This is a genomic window from Flavobacterium xanthum, assembly GCF_900142695.1.
Classification (GTDB): domain Bacteria; phylum Bacteroidota; class Bacteroidia; order Flavobacteriales; family Flavobacteriaceae; genus Flavobacterium; species Flavobacterium xanthum.
This window is the reverse complement of sequence record NZ_FRBU01000037.1, coordinates 1-22,872: the sequence shown is the minus strand read 5'-3', so window position 1 is coordinate 22,872 and position 22,872 is coordinate 1. Positions and strand designations below refer to the sequence as shown.

General features: G+C 35.3%; 16 protein-coding genes. 12 read left to right on the top strand and 4 right to left on the bottom strand.

Annotation, left to right across the window (positions count from 1 at the left end):
* The first annotated feature begins 3 nt into the window (after positions 1 to 3).
* Both BUC11_RS13400 and BUC11_RS13395 read left to right on the top strand, forming a co-directional pair.
* Positions 4 to 1,413: a RagB/SusD family nutrient uptake outer membrane protein gene (locus tag BUC11_RS13400; RefSeq protein WP_073354869.1), complete on the top strand. Its 1,410-nt coding sequence runs from the start codon at positions 4 to 6 to the stop codon at positions 1,411 to 1,413.
* An 11-nt stretch (positions 1,414 to 1,424) separates the two neighbouring features.
* Positions 1,425 to 4,097, top strand: a complete 2,673-nt coding sequence (locus BUC11_RS13395; protein ID WP_175547760.1) for a S9 family peptidase — start codon at positions 1,425 to 1,427, stop codon at positions 4,095 to 4,097.
* Between the two features lie 74 nt (positions 4,098 to 4,171).
* Here the strand turns inward: BUC11_RS13395 and BUC11_RS13390 are convergent, their stop codons facing one another.
* The 4 genes from BUC11_RS13390 to BUC11_RS13375 form a co-directional block, all read right to left on the bottom strand.
* Entirely contained in the window at positions 4,172 to 4,441 is a 270-nt protein-coding gene (locus tag BUC11_RS13390) for a DUF6520 family protein (protein ID WP_073354865.1), read from the bottom strand.
* 88 nt (positions 4,442 to 4,529) lie between these two features.
* On the bottom strand, positions 4,530 to 6,062 hold the full coding sequence (locus BUC11_RS13385; RefSeq protein ID WP_073354863.1) for a MauE/DoxX family redox-associated membrane protein: 1,533 nt from the start codon (positions 6,060 to 6,062) through the stop codon (positions 4,530 to 4,532).
* Between the two features lie 111 nt (positions 6,063 to 6,173).
* Entirely contained in the window at positions 6,174 to 7,094 is a 921-nt protein-coding gene (locus BUC11_RS13380) for a helix-turn-helix domain-containing protein (RefSeq protein WP_084129664.1), read from the bottom strand.
* Between the two features lie 72 nt (positions 7,095 to 7,166).
* Positions 7,167 to 7,577, bottom strand: coding sequence for a DUF7793 family protein (locus BUC11_RS13375; RefSeq protein ID WP_073354859.1), 411 nt, complete (start codon positions 7,575 to 7,577; stop codon positions 7,167 to 7,169).
* Between the two features lie 221 nt (positions 7,578 to 7,798).
* Between BUC11_RS13375 and BUC11_RS13370 the strand changes: the two genes are divergently transcribed.
* From BUC11_RS13370 to BUC11_RS13320, 10 genes are all read left to right on the top strand, one after another.
* Positions 7,799 to 10,243, top strand: a complete 2,445-nt coding sequence (locus tag BUC11_RS13370) for an aminotransferase class I/II-fold pyridoxal phosphate-dependent enzyme (RefSeq protein ID WP_073354857.1) — start codon at positions 7,799 to 7,801, stop codon at positions 10,241 to 10,243.
* A gap of 212 nt (positions 10,244 to 10,455) precedes the next feature.
* The gene (locus tag BUC11_RS13365; RefSeq protein ID WP_073354855.1) at positions 10,456 to 11,289 is read left to right on the top strand and encodes an RteC domain-containing protein; all 834 of its coding nucleotides are present in this window, start codon (positions 10,456 to 10,458) and stop codon (positions 11,287 to 11,289) included.
* Positions 11,290 to 11,752: 463 nt separating this feature from the next.
* Positions 11,753 to 12,043 (top strand): helix-turn-helix domain-containing protein, encoded by a 291-nt coding sequence (locus BUC11_RS13360; protein WP_073354850.1) that lies wholly within the window; start codon positions 11,753 to 11,755, stop codon positions 12,041 to 12,043.
* Positions 12,044 to 12,112: 69 nt separating this feature from the next.
* Positions 12,113 to 12,958, top strand: a complete 846-nt coding sequence (locus BUC11_RS13355) for a hypothetical protein (protein WP_073354849.1) — start codon at positions 12,113 to 12,115, stop codon at positions 12,956 to 12,958.
* Positions 12,959 to 13,020: 62 nt separating this feature from the next.
* Positions 13,021 to 13,632 (top strand): P-loop NTPase family protein, encoded by a 612-nt coding sequence (locus tag BUC11_RS13350; protein WP_073354847.1) that lies wholly within the window; start codon positions 13,021 to 13,023, stop codon positions 13,630 to 13,632.
* Positions 13,633 to 13,726: 94 nt separating this feature from the next.
* On the top strand, positions 13,727 to 14,356 hold the full coding sequence (locus tag BUC11_RS13345) for a hypothetical protein (protein ID WP_073354845.1): 630 nt from the start codon (positions 13,727 to 13,729) through the stop codon (positions 14,354 to 14,356).
* A gap of 295 nt (positions 14,357 to 14,651) precedes the next feature.
* Complete coding sequence (locus BUC11_RS16650; protein WP_084129662.1) at positions 14,652 to 16,616, top strand: tetratricopeptide repeat protein; 1,965 nt, start codon at positions 14,652 to 14,654, stop codon at positions 16,614 to 16,616.
* Positions 16,617 to 16,769: 153 nt separating this feature from the next.
* A complete protein-coding gene (locus BUC11_RS13330) occupies positions 16,770 to 19,355 on the top strand; it encodes a type I restriction-modification system subunit M (RefSeq protein ID WP_073354844.1) in 2,586 nt (861 codons plus the stop codon).
* Complete coding sequence (locus BUC11_RS13325; RefSeq protein WP_073354842.1) at positions 19,348 to 20,628, top strand: restriction endonuclease subunit S; 1,281 nt, start codon at positions 19,348 to 19,350, stop codon at positions 20,626 to 20,628. The genes BUC11_RS13330 and BUC11_RS13325 overlap by 8 nt, the downstream gene beginning before the upstream one ends.
* A 27-nt stretch (positions 20,629 to 20,655) precedes the next feature.
* Complete coding sequence (locus BUC11_RS13320; protein ID WP_084129660.1) at positions 20,656 to 22,812, top strand: type I restriction endonuclease subunit R; 2,157 nt, start codon at positions 20,656 to 20,658, stop codon at positions 22,810 to 22,812.
* Positions 22,813 to 22,872 lie beyond the last annotated feature (60 nt).

Sequence of the window (22,872 nt, the reverse complement as noted above, 5' to 3'; positions counted from 1 at the left end):
AAAATGAAAACGATATCAATTCAAACCATTTTGACCTCTCGTCCCATGCTATTAACCTTCTTTTTGAGTTTGGCAATGAGCATTAATTCCTGTGATTCTTTTGTTGAAGTGGATCTTCCTAAGGCACAACTAACCAGCACAACCGTTTTTCAAGATGTCGCCACTGCAAATGCTGCTCTTTCAGACATCTATTCGAATATTAGAGACAAGGGACTTTTAACAGGAACTGCCTATGGCGTTTCAAACCAGCTTGGCAGCTATACAGATGAAATTACCTGCTGTGGTGCGCCTGCTGATCCAACATTAGATTTCCATAATAATGTACTATTACCGTCCAATACTGCTGTAGCTTCATTTTGGAACACAACCTACAATCAAATATATGCGACAAATGCAATAATTGAAGGTATTAGGGCATCAACTACCCTTACTGCCAACGACAAAAAACATTTGGAAGGAGAAGCTCTTTTTATACGGGCATTGCTTCATTTCTATCTGGTGAATCTATTCGGGGATATTCCCTATATCACAACTACCGATTACAGAAACAACAGTGTCGTAAGCCGAATGCCTAGCGATGAAGTCTATCAGCTTATTATAGCCGATTTGGGAGCCTCAGTAAACCGACTACCAGAAGGCTATTCCAATACTGACAGAATACGACCTAATAAATATGCTCCAAAAGCCGTATTGGCAAGAGCCTATTTGTATCAAGGGAAGTGGGCTGACGCCGCGAATGCCGCTTCTGCTGTACTAAACAAAACAGACTTATATGTTTGGGAAGCTGATCTAGACAAAGTCTTCTTGAAAGAGAGCAAAGAAACCATTTGGCAATTCATGTCTGCGACATCGGGTAAAAATACGGATGAAGCAGCTACCTTTATCTTCTTTTCTGGCCCTCCTCCTTTAGTAGCCTTAAACGAGAACCTAGTCAATTCCTTTACGTCTAACGACCTACGCAAAACCCATTGGATCGCGGCTGTGACTGACGGAACGACAACTTGGCACCATGCCTATAAATACAAGGAATTCAATTTCACCCCTTCCTCACAAGAGTATTCTATCATCCTTCGCCTTACAGAGCAATACCTCATCAGAGCAGAAGCACGAGCACAACAGGGTGACCTTATCGGCGCTAAAGAGGACCTCAACAAAATCAGGAATCGCGCGGCACTAAACGATACTAATGCTGTATCGCAACAGGAAATACTTGATGCCATAAATCAGGAAAGGAGATGGGAATTTTTTACGGAGTATGGGCATCGCTTTTTTGATTTGAAACGCTATGGCAAAATTAACAATACTTTATCGGGCATAAAACCTGGATGGAATAGTACGGATATCCTTTTCCCGCTGCCACAAAGTGAATTAAGTGCAAATCCTAACCTACGTCCACAAAATCCTGGATATTAAAGATGATGATGATGGTATCAAAAAACTATAAAATAAATAGAGCCAAAAGAGTTGCTATTGCTATGTTACGCTTACAATTAATTTCATTTTTATTATTTATTTTGCCAGTAGTAGCCTGCCCCTTATGGGGGCAGGTGGTGCAAAAAAAACAACTAACTCCCTCCGACTATCATTTATGGGGTGAACTACAATTAGATAAAATAGCCCCTAATGGTAAATGGGCCAGTTATAGAGTGGGTTATGAAAGTGGCGTAGACACCTTGTTTGTTAGAAATACAGCATCCCTAAAAACCTACACCTTTCCCGCAGGAAACAATACTACTTTCGCTGCCAATAATTGGTTTGCCTGTCAGGTTAATCAAGAAGTAAGACTTGTAAATTTAAAAACCGGAAAGCGGGAAACTATAGCCAATGTTACCCAATACTCCTTTTCTGCTGATGCAAGTAAACTAGTGCTTCTTATTACTTCATTCGCAGGGAAAAGTACTTTATTGATCCGAACACCTGAAGGCTCAACAATCAAGAAAATCAACGGAGTAAATAATTTTGCAATAAGCCCGTCCTCAACAGAACTAGTCTACTCGGTAAATAAAAATAACAAAAATTCAGTAGGGATTTTTAGCCTTGAAAAAGTGCGCCATCAATCATGGATTTTAGAAAATCGTGAGGAGAGCTTCCATGATTTTTCATGGCACGAATCGGGAAAAGCACTTACTTTCTTTAGCCGTCCAGCTACTTCTACTACCATTAATGGTGTTTTTTATTACAGGCTCGACAACAAAATAGTACACCATTTGGATCCTAAAACACAATCAAATTTTCCAGAAGATGCGGCTATAGTAACCAATTCAAGCTACAAATTAGCAATTTCAGACGATTTGCAAAAGGTGTTTTTTGCCATCAAATCAAATCCTGAATCTAAACAAACTATAACAGCTTCTGATGTAGAATTGTGGAACGGCAATGCCAAATGGATTTATCCCATGCAGCAAAAATGGGGGCAATTTCAAGAATATGCCCATCTTGCCGTCTGGTATCCCATGGAACACCGTTTTACTCCCATTTCAACAACAGAACTTCCCGAAGTGATGCTTAACGGAAATCAGCAGTATGCCATTCTATCGAACCCAAAAGATTACGAACCTCAATTTGATTACGAAGGCCCTCGTGATTTTTACATTGTTGATCTTGCCACGGGTAACAAAAATCTTTTACTCCAGAAACATTCAAGTTTTTATTCGGACCTGTTACCTTCTCCTGCTGGGAAATACATCGCCTACTTTAGAGAAAACGATTGGTGGGTTTATGACATAGCAGCGATGACACACACAAATGTAACCGTAAATACAGCAGGGCAGTTCAAAGGAAAAGTACATAAACTGTATAAGGATTCAGCCTACGGAAACCCTGGCTGGAGTGCCAATGATAGCGAAATACTGATTTATGATCAATATGATATATGGGCAATAACACCTGATGGAAGTTCTTATAGAAAATTAACAAATGGCCGAGAAAAACAGATTCAGTTCAGGCTATCGGAAAAGGCCACCAACAAAAGGTTAAAAGAAAATTTTGATGGTTGGAAAAGCAGTGCAATCAATTTGGAAAAAGAGCTAATTTTAAGGGCAGAGGGGCACGACGGACAGTCTGGTTATTTTAAATGGAAAAACGGTTATGGAGAAAAGTCCCTTGTGTATGGATCCCAATATATTGACCAATTTACCTATTCCCAAAAAGAAGGGACATTTATCTATCAAGAACAGCGTTTTGATTGTTCGCCCCGACTGATGTTTAAAAAAGATGCTGTTGACGCAAAATTACTTTTTCAAAGCAATCCACAGCAAGAAAAATACACTTGGGGAAAATCAGAATTAATAGAATACCGCAATTCAAAAAATATTGGTTTAAAAGGAGTTCTATTCTACCCTGCAGCTTATAATCCTCGAAAAAAGTATCCCATGATTGTACATGTTTACGAGAAGCAGTCCAACGAACTTCATAAATATGTCAATCCTACACAATTTACAGAGGATGGCTTCAATGCCACCGCTTTTACAACACAAGGCTTCTTTGTTTTGTATCCTGATATTCAGCTGGAAATTGAAAATCCCGGTATTGCTGCGGCCGACTGCATAGTGGAGGCCACAAAGGAAATTATTTCGCGGGGATTGGTAAAACCAAATAAAATTGGTCTGATAGGACATTCTTTCGGCGGTTATGAAACGGCTTTTACTATTTCTCAAACCGGAATATTTGCCGCTGCAGTAGCTGGAGCCGCGGTTACTGATATTAATAGTTTTTACCTGACCGTGGGTTGGGATACAGGAAAACCAGATATGTGGCGATTCGGAGCTGAGGAATGGCGCATCGAGAAATCTCCGTTTGAAGATCCACAAGCGTATAATCGTAATTCCCCCGTTGTTGCTGCTGATAAAATTAGTACAGCTGTTCTTTTATGGTCGGGAAAAGAAGACAAGCATGTCGATTGGCATCAAAGTGTAGCATTCTATCTGGCATTACGTAGGTTAAACAAAAAGCAAATACTGCTCCTATATCCAGCAGAAAAACATGCCATTCTAAACCAAACGAATCAAAAAGATCTTTTTGAAAGAGTGCAACAATGGTTTGACTATTATCTAAAGGACGAGCTACCTCCTTTATGGATTAGTGAAGGGATAAAATGATAGTGAATTCAAAAAAACAATGCAGTTCTGCTAGAGAACTGCATTGCCTTTTGATTATCCGAAAAAATTACTTTTTACGGACGATAAAGAAGCTCTACACAGTTATTTTGACTGTCTTTACCAAAAGCCTGTGTCCCTGTAGTTCCATTGGCACGGCAAACTTGCCCAGGAATGTCACTACAATTCACTGATACACTACAAGCACCTTGAGCGCCATTAATGTATCCCATACGAGGTGCGGCACTATTCGAATCACTTTGCATCGAAGTGGTCAAAAAGGCTCCTGAAATCCCCATCACTACAACTGCGAAGGGCATCATCTTTTTTAAAAATGTCTTTTTCATAATTCTAAATATTAAATTAAACTTGATCTACTATTTTCTACAGGTGTTCAATCTTTTTCCTGATACTGGCCGGTATATTTTGTGTGCATCAGGATTTTTTCCTAGCTACACTTTTTGTTTCGTTTTTCAGCATAGCTTTCAATTCATAAATTACAAGATCCGTACCTATTAAAGCATACAAATGGGTAGAAGTAACAAATAGAGAATGAAGTTCTTTATTATCAATTTTATATACAGGGAAACTCATAACATAAACATTTTTATTAAGGTCATATACATCAATAATAGAGGCTTGTTTCCACAGTGTATTATTTTCATAACGCCCAGGTACTTTGGAATGTACGAAAAGCAGATTATTGCAAACGGCTGTATGAGCATTAACTGTGAGAGGCGGCGCCGTCATTTTTCGTACCGTTTGCCCTTTGAGATACGCAACTTTAATTTTAGCGTGTGCTATAGTATCTATTGTTTTGCCTCGATAGTCAAGTGTTGCATTTTTATCAGCTACAATAAACTGGTTGCGATAAAAATAGACATACACCATACTGCTGAGTTCTTTACTATATTGGAGTGTACCATCTGTATCGAAAATCCCATCGATTTGTTTTTGTAAAAGTTGTGGGGTATAATGCACTTTGGATACTCTATTAGAGGTAAAAACACCCAGAACATGCTCCCCTTTTTCACCTCTATTGTTTCTAAATGCTATCGTGCTACTATCTATGGGTTCCGCTAGAGTAAAGTAGGGGCTGTTCTTTAACTCTATACTGGCTTTCCAATTATGAATATTGCCTCTAAAAATACAAGGTACAGTCCCATCCATCAAATAGAAATAAGGCTCTCTTATTAAAACTTTTGCCATCCGGAATGGGATATCTGTGCGATCAAACGCTATTTTTAATGTTTGTCGATGCTGTAAAGTGGTATCCATGTGTAAGACATGCAAAGGATCAGTATAATTACCGAGATAGATTCTATCATTGGTATAGCCCGCAAAATAATAAGAATTGAATTTTAAATCAACCGAATGTGTTAATGCTATAGGGTGTTGTGGATAGCGTCTAATAAATGGATTTTCATGATGCATAATCTCTTCCGAGGAAAGAAATAAGACAATGATTGATCCTCCGCTGAATAGCAGAGTAAAAAAAATAGTTGCAAAATGGGATAATGGCTTCATTCTTCCTATCCAATTGTTGCCTTGTTGCCCAGCTAACGATAGTCCCAAAATAGCAAGCATTGCAAAAAAGATATTGAATACCAAGTGTTCGCTCCAGCCCATCTTCTCCAAAATCCCACCACAGGAACAAGGAATAAAAGAACTGAAATTTAAAATGATAATGATATAGGTCGTAAACATAACCATCAAACTAAAAGCAGCAAAAAGACCCACAAGACGAAATCTTGGAACAAGTAAAAGTAAGGCTATGACGAGCTCTACAATTGGAACTCCCCAGGATACCCATCCTGCAAAAGCACTTAGCAATGGAGATTGTCCCAGTTGTACCTGAAAGTTTTCAAAATCCAAAAGTTTACTTACCGCCGCATAAACAAACAATAAGATATAGAGCAGACAGATAAGCTCTAAAAGCACGTTTTGCAATCTAGTATTCAGTCTCATAGCGTTATAGTTTAAATTCTACAACGTAAAATTCTGAATTTCAAAACAATAACACTTGTCTTTTTGGGAGCAATAGTTGGCTAAAACGGATAAACGTTAAATGGAAAAAATTTAGACTTCCTCAGGAGGTGTGAAATCGACTTCATTTCGCTTCAATTCATAGGGAGAAAAACCAAAATATTTCTTAAAGGATTTTGAAAAATTAGGATAATTATTAAAACCATTCATAACAGAAATATTTTTTAACGGTATTGCTGTATGTTCGATCATAAAGTAAGCTCTTTTCAAACGGGCATGACTATAAAATTTATAAATACTTGTTTTAAAAAAATGACGAAAACCATCTTTCAACTTATGCTCGTTAGTGCCAAATTTACGAGCAAGAAGTTGTAGTGAAGGAAGCGGTTCTTCAAGATGGGCTAAGATATAATCATACAGTTTCTGAATTAAAAAAGCATCAACCTTTCTCGTTTTAATTTGTTTTTCATTTTCACTTTCGCTCACCATTGGATAATATAAATCAGGCTTTACAGGAGTAACAAGATTCAATATGATTTCAGAACGATTAATCAATTTTCCAACACTACAAGAAACAGTAACAGACAAACTCGCTTTGGTAGTAAAATCTACAGCTACAATTGTAGGTAGCGAAACACCAACATCAAGTAGTTTTTGGATATGTTCTAATGAAGTAGTGGTGATAATAGTAGCTAAGGGCTGATGAATCAATTCATTTTCAGAATAACCTAAAAAAGGAATAATTTCTGGAGTAAAACTTTTAATACAGTAATTTTCATCCAGTATTAAAGTGGTTTGAGTAATAAATTCATGGGTACTATGGGTATTAATAAAACCAGAATGAAAAATGGATTCCTTCATTTCCTCTGCAACCATATTGATTAAAACAACTAGGGTTTCCAATTCGTCATCGTACGAACTTAGAGGAATACGACTATTAAAATTACCACGCGCCATCTCAAACAGCATTTGATGCATCGTAACGAGTCGCTCTTGATTATCTGGTCTATCCATACTAATTATAATGATGTCCTTTTTCTATTAATTACCTTCTGTTTACTGAGTACTGTCTACTTTCACTAAATACTAAGGACTAATTACTAATCCCTTCGCATTAATAAAACTTTTCAAATAATTTAAAGCAGGAGCTTCAGTTGTAAAAATTTGAGTGGGCACAGAAGGTTTACTAAACTGTAAATAAAAACTGCTTATAGTCAACAATACTTTCTCATCTACAATTAGACCCACAGCACAAGTCAATACAGACCCAGATTGTGCCAAATAGTCTCTGCCGGCTTTGTCAGTGTCTACAACACCTCGTATATCACATAAAACAGGGAAAGTTCTTTCTCTTTGAAAGTGTATCCTATCTGTCACGACAAGTTGAGCAGCTTTAAAATCAATAACGGTTTTAGGCTTATACTTAAAAAAGAGAATACCATCGACTATCCAAAATTGGGCATAGGCATTCTCATAAAAATCATGGGCTGCAATCATGTTTTATGCATTTACAAAGTTATAATTTAACAAAAATAGAAACATTTCTAAATAAAACACTTGTTAATTTGGGATTATTTGTTGCATTTTAAGTGTTTTGTTGTCATATCGGGAATATTACTTGTCATATCGGGAGTATTCAATTACAACGTAAAAATACTTTCGTTTTTTATAATGACTTTTAGAATACAATTTTCAATAACAACCAAAAAAAAAAAATAATGGCAAAAATCAAACACAACAATTTTATTGACACCGTTGATGAAATATTCGCTGGAGCAAAAAAAGAAGGCGTTTTACATCTTTATGCAGAGGATGAATATTTAAACGGCAGAACAATTCAAATAAAAGGCAAAGAAATGTTCCATTTTGGTACTACTGGCTACCTTGGATTGGAACAAGATAGCCGACTAAAAGAAGCTGCTATCGAAGCAATACAAAAATACGGCACACAATTTCCATTGTCCAAATCGTATATATCAAATCCCTTATATGCAGCATTAGAAGCAAAAATTGAGACAATGTATGGTATACCTCCTATTATAACTAAGAATAGCACCCTCGGACATATGGCTGTAATTCCAACAGCCGTTAGAGATGAAGATGGAGTAATTCTCGATCATCAAGTACATTGGAGCGTTCAAAATGCCTGCCAATTACTCAAATTAAGAGGCATTCCTGTCGAAATGATCAGACACAGCAATATGGATATGTTAGAACACAAAATAAAACAACTTTCTTCAAAATGTAATAAAATTTGGTACATGGCTGACGGGGTATACTCCATGTTCGGAGATTATGCACCTATTGCTGAGCTAATGGAATTAAGCAAAAAGTATCCACAATTGCATCTCTATTTTGATGATGTACACGGTATGAGTTGGAAAGGAAAAAATGGAACAGGCTATGTGCTAAGCGTCCTAAAAGAGATACCAGAAAATGTAATGATTATGGGAACATTAAGCAAAACATTTGGAGCCAGTGGAGCCACTTTCATCTGTTCAGACGAACGGTTACGCGAAAAAATTAAAAACTTTGGTGGACCGCTAACTTTCTCCGCACAATTGGAACCGGCATCGGTCGCTGCAGCAATAGCTTCTGCAGATATCCACCTCTCTCCAGAAATTACTATTTTACAAACGGAATTGGAAGAAAAAATAGATTATTTTAATGAATTACTTTCTAAAACTTCTTTGCCGATAATAGTCCAAAACAACTCACCGGTATTTTTTCTTGGAACGGCGATGCCTATAACTACTTATAAATTAGTCCAGAATCTATTCCATGAAGGTTTCTTTGTAAATCCCGCAATATACCCCGCTGTTCCTGTTAAAAACACAGGGATTCGCATCACCCTTTCTAGACACAATCAAAAAGAAGAAATAAAAGCATTGGTAGAGGCAATGGAGAAACTCTTACCGCTGGCATTAGCAGAAACAGCGAACAGCTTACATAAAATACGTAGCGCTTTTGGTTTAAATGAAACAAACCATCAGCAAGAGAAAGAAACTAATGAATCATCACTGTTACTCAACTATGAAACGTCCATAAAAAATATCGACAAGAATATTTGGGATCCACTTTTAGGAAAACAGAGCACGTTCGACTGGGAAGGATTATGTTACTTGGAAAATGCTTTTACAAATTCAGATTGCGCTGAGAACAATTGGGACTTTCATTATTATCTAATCAAAGACAAAAACAATATTCCAATAGTAGCCACCTTTTTCACTCATGGTCTCTGGAAAGATGATATGTTGGCAGCAGAGTCCATATCGCTACAGTTAGAGGAAACAAGGAAACAAAACCCATTATACCTCACTTCAAAAGTGCTGTCTATGGGTTGTCTATTCACTGAAGGAAACCATTGTTTTATCAACAAAACACATCCCTTGGCAGAAGAGGCTATAATGCTCTTACTGGAACAAGCCGAAACACTATACCATAAATTAAATGCAGACATGCTAGTCCTTCGAGATTTTGATGAAGACATACAATTGAATCGCATATTTCACAATCAAGGCTACATAAAAATAAACATGCCTGATTCCTGTGTCGTTAAAAATCTAGAATGGGATAATATGAATGAATTTTCCAATACGCTTTCCTCCCGATCCAAACGTCATTTCGCAGAAGAAGTATTGCCTTTTGAACAGGCTTTTGATATTGTCATAAAAAAGGAGCTAACAGCGATAGAAACACAGCAGGTCTATCAATTGTATAAAAATGTGAAAGGCAATAATCTCGCAATTAATACATTCACTTACCCAGAAAATGTCTTCAGTGAGATGACAAATCATCCCAGCTGGGAATTTATACTGCTTTATCTCAAAAAGAAAGAAGAGGAGCAAGATGAAAATAGAGTGGTCGGGGTACTTTTTTGTTATAAAAACATGGGACATACCTATGTTCCCTCACTCATTGGAATGGACTATGCCTACGCAAGAGAATTCCAAATCTATCGACAACTCTTGTATCAGGCAATCAAACGAGCAAAAGAACTTGCCTTTAAAAAAATCGATTTTGGTTTCTCAGCCACTTTTGAAAAGAAAAAACTGGGAGCTACAATAATTCCAAAAGTAGCCTACATTCAAGCAAGAGATAATTTTTCAATGGAATTGATGGGCACACTGCAAAACGAAGACAAAACACATTCAGGTACTTAACTCTAATCTCAATTCGTCCCGACACTTCGGGATTTTGCGCAATGGAATGGAGCAAAAAATGTATCGAGAACCATTTTATAATTAAAAAATTCTAACCCATACAGGTTTAACTTAACAAAATAAAAGTACCATTTAGAAATATAAAAACAATCCAATCTTTACTCCCTCTCCTTCGGAGAGGGCTGGGGAGAGGATAAAACTAAAAAAACAACATGTTTAAAATTAATGTAGAAGAATTTGATGAAAAACTCAAATCAATAATTAATAGTCCTGAAAATCATCATAAAAAATCGAGTTTGGGAATTAATTTATGCAATGAAACACTCTCGAACATAAAAGAAAAAGTAGACCAAAAAGATTTTGAAACGGTTTCATGCGAAATTGATTTTTTTAAAAACACAAAACCACTACCAATGAGTTACCTCATCTATTTCACCGAAGTTCATTCTTGTGAATTACGAAAACCCAAAACTGGAAGAGCGTACCAAATTGAATTTTTGGAAAAAGAAATGCGGAAAATAAATAAATTCTTTTATCGCAACGTCGATTTTGTGCATTACATGGAACAAGGATATACCTATCTGGACCATCAGTTTTTTACAAGAAACCATCGAAATAATTTCCCTTTTACACCGATGACTGATTATTACCAATACCCGGAATTCTCAACTTCACACGACATGCTCTGGGCTAAAGTAAAAGCGATGAACCGGTTTATTCATTACATCCGCGAAGCAATGCAAAAACTCAACGCCGGTAATGAAATGATGTTTGAGGAAAAGAAACACAAAGTATTGGTCTGGACAGCTCCTAAAACAGCGATTACGGAACTAATTTATGCGCTATACTCTAATGGTTCCCTAAATAATGGTGCTGCAGACATCAATACCATAACGTCCTCTTTCGAAGATTTTTTTAATATCAAATTAGATAATATCTACAAAACCTATTCCGAAATTAAAGGCCGTAAAAACAGTAAAACAAGATTTCTAGAAGAATTGATGCTGAATTTACAGCATAAAATTAACAAAGAAGACGAATCCTGAAAAATCGGAACCTACTCGTAACTACGAGAAAAATTAACATAAAAACAGCACTATAGCCCACCTCACGGGAATAGTGCTGTTGTCTTTTAGTGCCATTTCATACTATTTTACCAACTATAGCCAACTCACTCCTTCAGACTGGATAATGATAATCCAAAAATCATTTTATGTTTATAAAAATTAATGCTGCTCTTGAAAGTAAAAATCCCCTTAAAGTATAATACATATTCATCCTTAGCAATTGATCTATAAGAGATTTTACTTACCTAGTTATAATTTAATGCAGTTCTTTCTCGCTCTCCCTCGGTGAGTCCCGAAGCATCGGGAGGGGTGATGAAATGTTAAATTACTTCAGTACTACGAAGTGTATAGGGAAAGAAAACGAATTAAAGCAATCAATTTTGTAAAAGAAAAAAAGACTGAAATCTTTTTATATAAAACGAACTAAATATATCATTTACAAATGGCTGCATCAATCATTACTACAGAAGATTTTGAAACATTCAAAATTGACCTTCTTCAAGAAATCAAAAAAATAGTAGAATCCCAAACTAGTGCAAGGCCCAAAAAGTGGCTAAGATCTATTGAAGTTCGCAAACTACTGAATCTTTCAAACGGAACCCTCCAAAACCTTCGTATCAATGGAACGCTTTCCTATACCAAAGTAGGTGGCATACTATATTATTCCTATACGGATATCGAAAAACTATTAGAGGTAAACAAAGTACAAGCCCTACCTACTCTTTTCAAATAGCAATAATTAGTATCATCATAAATTGTTTTAGTTCCCTACCAACCTTTAACTCTTAACTTCTAACTTCGAATGAATTACATCAAACACCTAACTGGTTTTTTCAACAAAATAAACAATGAAAAAAACCTCAACCCCACCCACATTTCGCTCTATTTAGCCCTATTCCAATGTTGGAACGTGAACCGGTTCAAAAATCCAACAGGTATTTCACGCGAAGAAATTATGAAATCCAGTAAAATAAATTCAAAAGCTACCTATCATAAATGCATGCGAGAATTGCAAATCCTCGGTTTTATCGAGTATAACCCAACATTTAATCCTCATTCAAGCTCAAATGTAAACATGATAAACTTCTCTGATGAGGTAAAAACCATGTCAAAAACGGAACAGCTACCCATACCAAAAAATGAACCTGTTCAAAATTTGACCGTATCAAAAAACGAACAAGTCATTGAACAGGTTAATGGTCAGCTCTATATATATAATAATAAAACATATAAAAACAATATAAACAATATAGAGAGAACACCCGAGTTTGAAATTTTAGATGATAATTTAATTTTAGAAAATCAGGAAAAAAACCAAAAGAAAAAAAGTTGCGCCAAAAAAGAAAAGGTTAAAGCTGTCACTTCAAACGAAGTGCAGAACCCATCATTGGAATTGACCAAAGAGTATTTCAAGTTTCAAGAATATTCCGAGTTTGAAGCAGAACGCTTTTTTAATTATTACTCCAGCAACGGCTGGCTCATTGGCGGGAAAACAAAAATGAAAGATTGGAAAGCAGCTGCACGAAATTGGATGTTAAACACCAGTAAATTCAATGCTAAAATGCCACAAAACGTCCCAGTAAAAGAGCAAACGAGAGCCTATAATCTCCATATAGAAACCGACAAAAACTACGCTGAACCGCTTTAACCTGAACTTGTTTCAGGTTCTTTAAAATTAGAAATATACTTCTAACCTCTAACCACTACGCTATGACATCAAAATACGATTATCCGGAAATAATTGCTTGGTTAGAAAAAAAAGGCAAAAAGGATTTTGGAGACAAATTTCAATTTCTAGAACAAGACACGACAAACATCACAAAACTGATTTGCTATTTTCTAGATGATGAGTATACTGCAGCTCAGTTTGAAATTGACCTCAGCAAAGGAATTCTGCTTTCTGGACCAGTAGGCTGCGGTAAAACTTCTTTGATGGCTTTGATGCGCTATGTACCTCAACCAAATAAAAAGTTCTTTATGAAAACGTGCCGGGACATTAGTTTTGAGTTCATCAAAGATGGATATGAAGTAATTCAGCGTTACAGCCATGGACACAACACCCATGCTGAACATAAAAACTACTGTTTCGATGATTTAGGCACCGAAAAGAACCTAAAATACTTCGGAAACGAATGCAATGTCATGGCAGAGATTATTCTCTCCAGATACGACATTTTTATATCTAAGAAAATCTACACCCACATCACCACAAACCTCTCCGCATCCGAAATAGAAACCGCCTACGGCAATCGAGTCAGATCTCGCTTGAGAAACATGCTCAACTTAATCGCTTTTGACAAAACGGACAAAGACAAACGATAAAAGCCCCCCCTCTCTGTCATCTCGAGCAGAGTTGAATGACGGCAACAAACAAACTTTAAACCCTAAACGAGTAACCAAATAACCTTTTCACACAATGAAAAAAATCAACACCTTCTGGAACTGGTTCCAAGACAACAATCAAAGAATCAAAAATAGTTGCAATGAATCTCCTGAAAAACAAAAGGAAATTCTATTTTGGTTAGGCAAAAATCTCAGCTACTACTGCAGGGAAATAGATTTTATAATTGTCTTTTCAAAAAAAGAAAATAGCAAAACAGAATTCATTGTCACAGCCAATGGAAATTCCAACTATTTCCAACAAGTCACCCTTTTAATCGACAATGCACCAAGACTAAGAACCTGGAAATTCACTGCGTTCCTGATGCCAACTGAGCAAATCAATAAAGTTATTGAAGAACTGGAAAAACCATACATAATTCGCGAAAACACTTTAAAAGCAAAAAATCTGAATTTTATAGCATTAGATCATGACCACGAAACGCATAAGTTTGAAATCCAAATTTCTCTCAAAAACTACATTTTACTTTGTAATACAAAAACACTTTCCCAAGTCATTTACATAATTTTACAAAACCAAATGATACAAGATTCACTTTCCCAAAATAGTAGTTTTGTCCAACTGGCACAGCTTCCAGATATAGAACAAAACGGGATTAAACTACAGGGTTTACAATACTATCTTGATTCTTTTAAAATAGATTGAATATCACTAAAAGTGGGTATTGTTAATGCAATAAAATCGCTGTTATTTTACATTTTACGAACTAAAACATATTAATCCATTACAAAACGAATGAATCAATGGATCGTAAATACGCTATCAATTCCATCAAAATGTGGTAAACCGTAAAGTAAAACAAATCAGAATATTTATTTTTGTATTTCTCGCTTAAAAGTGGATTAGGAATTTAAAAACACTGAGGTAAGCTGTTCATTATTTGAATAGGTTATAAGTTTAAAAATTAATAGATTTACTTTTTCATATTAGTCCCGTATACATGCAAATTATTCATAAAATTAACGACTTCTTTTTCACACTATTTCCAGACTTGACATCTGATAACAAGGAAGTAATAACTGCTGCAATGAAAAAACAGTACACCTACGGACCTTTTGTCCCAACGGTAACTTTGCAGGAAGATTTAGTTATAATTGACGTCGACACCGAAACTATTATAACTCAAGATGCCGATTACAACAAAACCGTTGCCTTGTGCGACAAAGGAAAATTTGATGAAGCAAGAGCAATCCTCGAGAAATTAATCGAAAAAAACCCTACTAATTCAGAATTTCATAGAATTCTGGGACAAATACTTTCCGAGCAAGGCGACCAGGACGAATCCATCAATGCTTTAATCGATTCTTTACGTTGGAATTCCTCGAATGGATGGGCTCTAATGATGATGGGAAACATTTTTGCCAGACACAAAAACGATGTTACTACAGCTTTGAAGTATTACGACCAAGCGATATTGGCTAATAAAGCAGATCACATCACTTTAGCTAACATAGCCTACCTCCTATTGCAGGAAAACAAACTAGAAGACGCTAAAAAATATGCTTACGAAGCAATCAAGCTAAAAGACAATTACCCAAATACCTCTTTCATTCTTTCACTGATTGCCGAAAAGGAAAATGATTTACAATCTGCTTTCTACAGTACGATTCAAGCTATAAAACAATCAACTAACGAAGAGGCACTTTATCAAAACGCGCTAAAACAAGCCTTTGACTTGGCTAATAAAATTGCAAGCGATTCCGATGGTGAAAAACTATTTAAAACCTACAGAAGCCAGTTAGAAGATCAGGGGGGAATTGAAATTGATATTTTCGAAGACAACGAAATCCAAACGGCTGCCAAAATAGAATTTGCTGAAAGACACAACCGCGATAAACACATCGTAAAATACAAAAGCACCTATCCTGCAGTAGAACATCTAGTAATGCACGAATTGGTCCATTTAGATTTTGTAATCCAGGCACGTAAAGAAAACCTAAACCAAGTATTCTTATCTACTCAAAAAAATAAACAGGATTTCCTCACAACCATACAACCAACTATTCAAAAACTGAAAAGCATGGGAGTAGAACAAACCATGGTTACTAAATTTACGGATGGGGTTTTTAACGGCATAAATCTTCAAACCTACAACACACCAATTGATGTGTTCATTGAAGACTTGCTGCACAAAGAACATACAGAATTAAGATCGTACCAATTCCTATCACTGTTCAACTTGCTTCAAGAAGCAATTAAGTCAGTTACGGACGAAAGGGTTTTAGACATCGCCCCACAAAGTGTACTTTCAAAAACCAAAACATACAGCTTGGTAAATGCCATACAATTCAAAGAATTATTTGGCATTGATTGTATTCCGGAATTCAAAGCTTCAACTGCCGAATTAAAACAAGCGCAATCCTTTTACAAAGAATTTTCAGAAATCAAAGACGACCGCAAACCCGGACAAGAATTTGAATTGGTGAAACACTGGGCGCAAGAACTGGGTTTAGATCCTTTTTTCGAATTAGAAAGCGAAACTAAATTCGAGACTAAAAATAACATCGATGATTTCCTGACAAAGCTACAACAAGATCCTTTTGGTTTAGACGAAGAGGAAGATCCTTTGGAAAAAAAGGAAATGGAAAAATTCCAAAAGCACCAGGAAGAAATGGGAACCAATATGGCTATTGTCATGTTCATGGTTGATGCCCTAAAGTACTTCAAAAACAAAGCTGCAGAAGACATAAAACAAACTGCACTCGAAATAGCCATGTTAGGTACTATGGGGATTGATCCCAATAAAAAAGAATACATTATTGCCAGCATTACCGGAAAACGCTTTTCTGGTAATCAAGTATTGGCTTATTATTATGTTTCTTGGGCGATAGCCATGCCAGAACAGGTACAGCATCTTGGATTGGATTTTAAAAATGAGTTTGAAATGGCTAAGAAAACTATATAAATAGTTATAAAACACATACTAAGCTAAATCCAAAAAACATTTTCAAAAGATTTGGAAATGATTTTACGACAACTAACAAGCACTACCTTTCGCAATAACGGTGCGAATTAATAAGAGTGAGATTATAAATAATTTTCATTATCAAATATCAACATGAATAAACAACAACTTGCTTCCAAAATTTGGGAATCTGCAAACCAAATGCGATCTAAAATTGAAGCCAATGAATATAAAGATTATATTTTAGGATTCATTTTTTACAAATACTTATCTGACAAACAAATACAATTTACTAAGAAAGAAGATTTTACCGACGAAAATATAAAAGCACTCTCTGAAGTAGACGAAGAAACAGTAGAGTACATCAAAAAAAATGTTGGCTATTTTATAGCTTACGACAACTTATTTTCAACGTGGATAAGTAAGGGTAAAGATTTTGACGTATCTGATGTTAGAGATGCATTATCTGCCTTTGACCGTTTGATTAGTCCAGCGCATAAAAAATTATTTGATGGTATTTTTGATACATTACAAACCGGATTAAGCAAATTAGGAGAAACTACCGGAAAGCAAACTAAAGCCATTAGCGATTTAATACACCTAATTAAAGATATTCCAATGGATGGGAATCAAGGCTATGATGTGCTTGGTTTTATCTACGAGTATCTTATTGGAATGTTTGCAGCCAATGCAGGAAAAAAGGCGGGAGAATTTTATACCCCACATGAGGTTTCTGTTTTATTATCCGAAATTATCTCGTATCATCTAAGAGACAGAAAAGAAATTGGAATTTACGATTCGGCAAGTGGATCTGGTTCTTTGCTTATAAATATCGGTAACAGTGCTGCCAAACATATAGACGATAAAAACAACATTAAATACTTTGCACAAGAATTAAAAAAGAATACCTACAACCTTACCAGAATGAACTTGGTAATGCGTGGTATTTTACCAAGTAATATCGTAACTCGTAATGGGGATACCTTAGAGGACGATTGGCCTTATTTTGATGAAAATGATGCAACACATTCGTACGATACACTTTATGTGGATGCCGTGGTTTCAAATCCTCCCTATTCTCAAAATTGGGATCCTGCAAATAAAGAATCCGATCCTCGTTATGCACGATTTGGTTTAGCTCCAAAATCAAAGGCAGACTTTGCTTTCTTGCTACACGATTTATTTCACTTAAAACCCGATGGTATAATGACTATTGTGCTGCCGCATGGTGTTTTGTTCCGTGGTGGTGAAGAAGGAACTATTCGTAAAAAACTAATTGAAGCCAACCACATTGATGCCATTATTGGGTTGCCAGCAGGAATTTTCTTTGGTACAGGAATACCAACGGTGGTTATTGTAATAAAACAAAAACGTAAAAACACAGATATTTTAGTTATTGATGCCTCAAAAGGTTTTCTTAAAGAAGGTAAAAACAACAAACTAAGAGCTTCAGATATCAAAAGAATTTCAGATGCTGTGCGGGACAGACAAGCAACACCCAAATTTGCTAAAGTGGTAGACCGTGATACCATTAGAGAAAATGATTATAATTTGAATATTCCAAGATATGTAGATTCTTCTGAAAACGATGAAAGTTGGGATATTTACGCGGCTATGTTTGGCGGTATTCCTGTTAACGAAATAGCCGAACTTGAAGTGTATTGGAAAGCTTTTCCAAATCTAAAAGAAACTCTGTTTACGGTAACTTCAGCAGTAAATGCAGCCTTAAAAGTAGAAGACATTAATAAAGCGATAACAGAACATACAAGTGTAAAAACGTTTGTAGAAAACTTTACTACTTCATTTAGTGACCTAGCTGTTTTCTTAAAAAATGAACTTTTATCGAACATAATTACGGTTCATATATCAAAAGAACAAGAAGTACTAGGTAATGATATTTTTAAGAGATTAGAAACCATACCCTTAATAGACAAATACGATGCCTATCAATTGTTAGACAATCAATGGGAAGCGATAAAAGTAGATTTAGAAATCATTCAAACCGAAGGTTTTGATGCTGCCAAAGTAGTGGATCCAAAGATGGTGCTGAAAAAGAAAGATGGTAAAGAAACAGAAGTACAAGACGGATGGATAGGCCGTATTATGCCTTTTAAACTGGTACAACAAACCTATTTAAGTGAAGAACTAGAAAGCTTGCAACACAAAGAAAACCGACTTTTAGAAATTACGGCAACTTTTGAGGAAATACTAGAATCTCTTACAGAAGAAGAAAAAGAAGAAGATACCGTCAATGATGCAAAAGACAGTTTTGTAAATGCGGAAGTGATAAAAGAAGCAAAACAAATTAGAGCGGACAATAAAAAAAATAAAACGGTTAAAGTAGATAAAGACTCTTACGAAGCTAAAATACTGGAAGTGGACAAACTGATTGCAGCAGAAAAAGAACTAAAAAAAGAACTAAAAATAGCGTTTGCTGCACTACAACACAACACAAAAACAACTATTGAAGCACTCAGCGATGAACAGGTTTATGAATTATTAGATTTAAAATGGATAAACCCAGTGGTAACTTCCTATAACAACTTACCTACAACCGTTATTGATGAACTTACTACTAAAATACAAACACTAGCAGACAAATACAGCACCACCTACTCTGATGTAGCCAACGAAATAAACCAAGCAGAAAATTCTTTAGCGGAACTAATTGGGGATCTTGACGGAGAAGAATTTGACATGAAAGGCCTAAACGAATTTAAAGCTTTGTTACATGGATAAGAGAAATGAAAAGAAAAACCCAGAGGTTCGTTTTAAAGGTTTTACGGAGGATTGGGAGTACACACCATTAGGCATGTTAGCAGATTTACAAAATGGTTATGCGTTTAAAAGTAAGTTTTTTCAAGACTTAAAAAGCAATCTAATCTTATTAACACCTGGTAATATTAATATTGGCGGTGGCTTTCAATATGGAAAAGGACACTTTTATGATGCTTTAGGAGAAGTCCCAGACAGGTTTATTTTTAAGCCTGAAGATATTTTCTTAACAATGACAGATTTAACACCTACAGCACAAACTCTTGGTTTTCCTGCATTAATTCCTAACGATAAAAATACATATCTACATAATCAAAGACTTGGTAAGTTAATTAACTATGATGTAGATAAAAACTTTCTATTCCAATTACTATGTACACCAAAGTTTCAAAAGCAAATTGTTTTAACTTCTTCAGGTACAACTGTAAAACATACATCGCCAAATAAAATATTAACTACAAATATTAATTTTCCAAAAGATAAAACCGAACAAAAACAAATAGGCTCATTCTTCCAAAACCTAGACAACCTTATTACATTACATCAAAAAAAATACGACAAGCTAATAATTCTTAAAAAAGCAATGCTTGTAAAAATGTTTCCTAAAAATGGAGCTGTTGTGCCAGAAATTCGTTTTAAAGGATTTACAGAGGATTGGGAGGAGAAGAGATTAGGCGAAATTGGTCAGACTTACACAGGATTGTCAGGAAAAACAAAAGTTGACTTTGGTCATGGAAAAGGACGATTTGTTACTTATATGAATGTTTTCAACAATCCTATTTCTAATTTGAAAATTACAGATGTAATCGAAATTGATAATTCTCAAAATGAAGTAAATTATGGTGATGTTTTCTTTACGACATCTTCAGAAACACCAGAAGAAGTTGGAATGTCTTCGGTTTGGCTTAGCAACGAAAAGAATATTTATTTAAATAGTTTTTGTTTTGGTTATAGATTAAGTGAAAAAATTGATAGTTATTTCTTATCTAATTTACTGCGTTCGACTAATTTTAGAACAAAAATATCATTTTTAGCTCAAGGGATTTCACGCTATAATATTTCTAAAAATAGAGTTATGGAAATTTTAATTGAAATACCTTCTTATAATGAACAAATAAAGATAGGTGAATATTTCAAAAACCTTAATAGTCAAATAGCACTACACCAAACCCAACTAAAAAAACTTAAAAACATCAAAAAAGCTTGTTTTAGCAAAATGTTTGTTGCGCAAGACTAATCCATTAAGGAGCTAATAAAGTATAAAATGACATTTACCAAAGAATCTGAATTTGAAGAAGCCTTACTACTTGCCTTAACCAAAAAAGGTTGGGAAGATGAGGTAATTAAAAACCCAACCGAAGCCGATTTGCTTAAAAATTGGGCTAACATCCTTTTTGAGAACAACAGGGACATTGACCGGTTAAATAATGCACCGTTAACAGAGGGTGAAATGCAACAAATAGTGGAGCAAATTACCGCTTTAAGAACTCCGCTAAAACTAAACGGCTTCATAAACGGTAAAACGGTTGCTATAAAACGCGACAATCCTGATGATAAATTACACTTTGGAAAAGAAATAAGTCTAAAAATATACGATAGGCATGAAATCGCAGCAGGACAAAGTAGGTATCAAATAGTACAACAACCACGGTTTAAAAGCAAATCTAAAATACTAAACGACAGACGTGGCGATATACTACTTTTGATTAACGGAATGCCTTTAATTCATATCGAATTAAAAAACAGTAATGTAGCCGTAAGTCAAGCAGCGTATCAAATTGAAAATTATTCACGTTCGGGTGTTTTTACAGGTTTATTTTCATTAGTTCAAGTTTTTGTAGCGATGCAGCCAGAGGAAACCGTTTATTTTGCTAATCCTGGTCCCGATGGTAAATTCAATAAAGATTTTTATTTCCATTGGGCAGACTTCAATAACGAACCAAAAAACAATTGGAACGATATCGTATCCTCTTTAATTTCTATCCCAATGGCACACCAGCTAATCGGTTTTTATACCGTGCCAGACGATAGTGATGGGGTTTTAAAAGTAATGAGGAGCTATCAGTATTTTGCTGCAAATGCAATTTCCGACAAAGTAGCAAAAACAGACTGGAAAAGTAAACACGCATTAGGAGGTTTTATATGGCATACTACAGGTTCTGGTAAAACAATGACGAGTTTTAAGTCGGCTCAATTAATTGCGAATTCTAAAGATGCGGATAAAGTTATCTTTTTAATGGATAGAATTGAGTTGGGTACACAATCTTTAAAAGAATATCGAGGTTTTTCGGATGAAAAAGAAGAGATACAGGCAACAGAAAATACAAGTGTTTTAGTTACAAAACTAAAAAGTAACGATCCTGCCAATACCTTAATTGTTACTTCAATACAAAAAATGAGTAATATTAATGATGAAGAAGGTGGCTTAAATGCACATGACATCGAAATAATGAATTCAAAAAGAATTGTATTTATTGTAGATGAAGCACATCGTTCCACTTTTGGCGATATGCTTATCGATATCAAAAATACGTTTTCTTCAGCTATATTTTTTGGATTTACCGGCACACCTATTTTAGAAGAAAACGAAAAGAAATTAAACACTACGGCTACAGTTTTTGGAGACGAATTGCACCGTTACAGCATTGCCGATGGTATTAGAGATAAAAATGTATTGGGTTTTGATCCGTACAAAATATTAACCTACAAAGACCTTGATTTACGCAGAGCCGTTGCCTTAGAGCAAGCTAGAGCAGCAGATGAAGAAGAAGCGCTTTCTGACCCTAAGAAAAAAGTAATTTTCAACAAATTTATGAAGCTGGTTAAAATGGCTGGACATATCGATAGTAACGATAAAAATATAAAAGGCATTGAAGATTACATCGCAACAGCACAATATCAAAACGATATACATAAAGAAAAAGTAGTTGAAGACATAACCGAAAATTGGTTTAGATTAAGTGATGCTAATAAATTTCATGGCATTTTTGCAACCAGCAGCATAAATGAAGCGATTGATTATTACAGATTAATAAAAAGAGTAAAACCAGCATTAAAAATCACAGCACTCTTTGACCCTAATATAGATAACAATGAAGGTGCTGAATATAAAGAAGACGGCCTGGTAGAAATTATAGAAGACTACAACGCACAATACAAACAGGATTTTACCTTGGCAACGCATGCAAAATTTAAAAAAGATATTGCAGCTAGGTTGGCACACAAAGCACCGCATCAAAGAATTGAAAAGACACCAGAAGCACAAATTGATTTATTAATAGTGGTCAATCAAATGCTTACAGGATTTGATTCTAAATGGATCAATACACTGTACTTAGATAAGTTAATGGAATACGAAAATATCATCCAAGCGTTTTCTCGAACAATATGCTGCGACCTATTCGCGATGCAACTTTTTTAGAAACTTAAGATAGTTTTTTAAGTTTTCATTTCTATTTTCTAGGCTAAAATCGGAAATAAC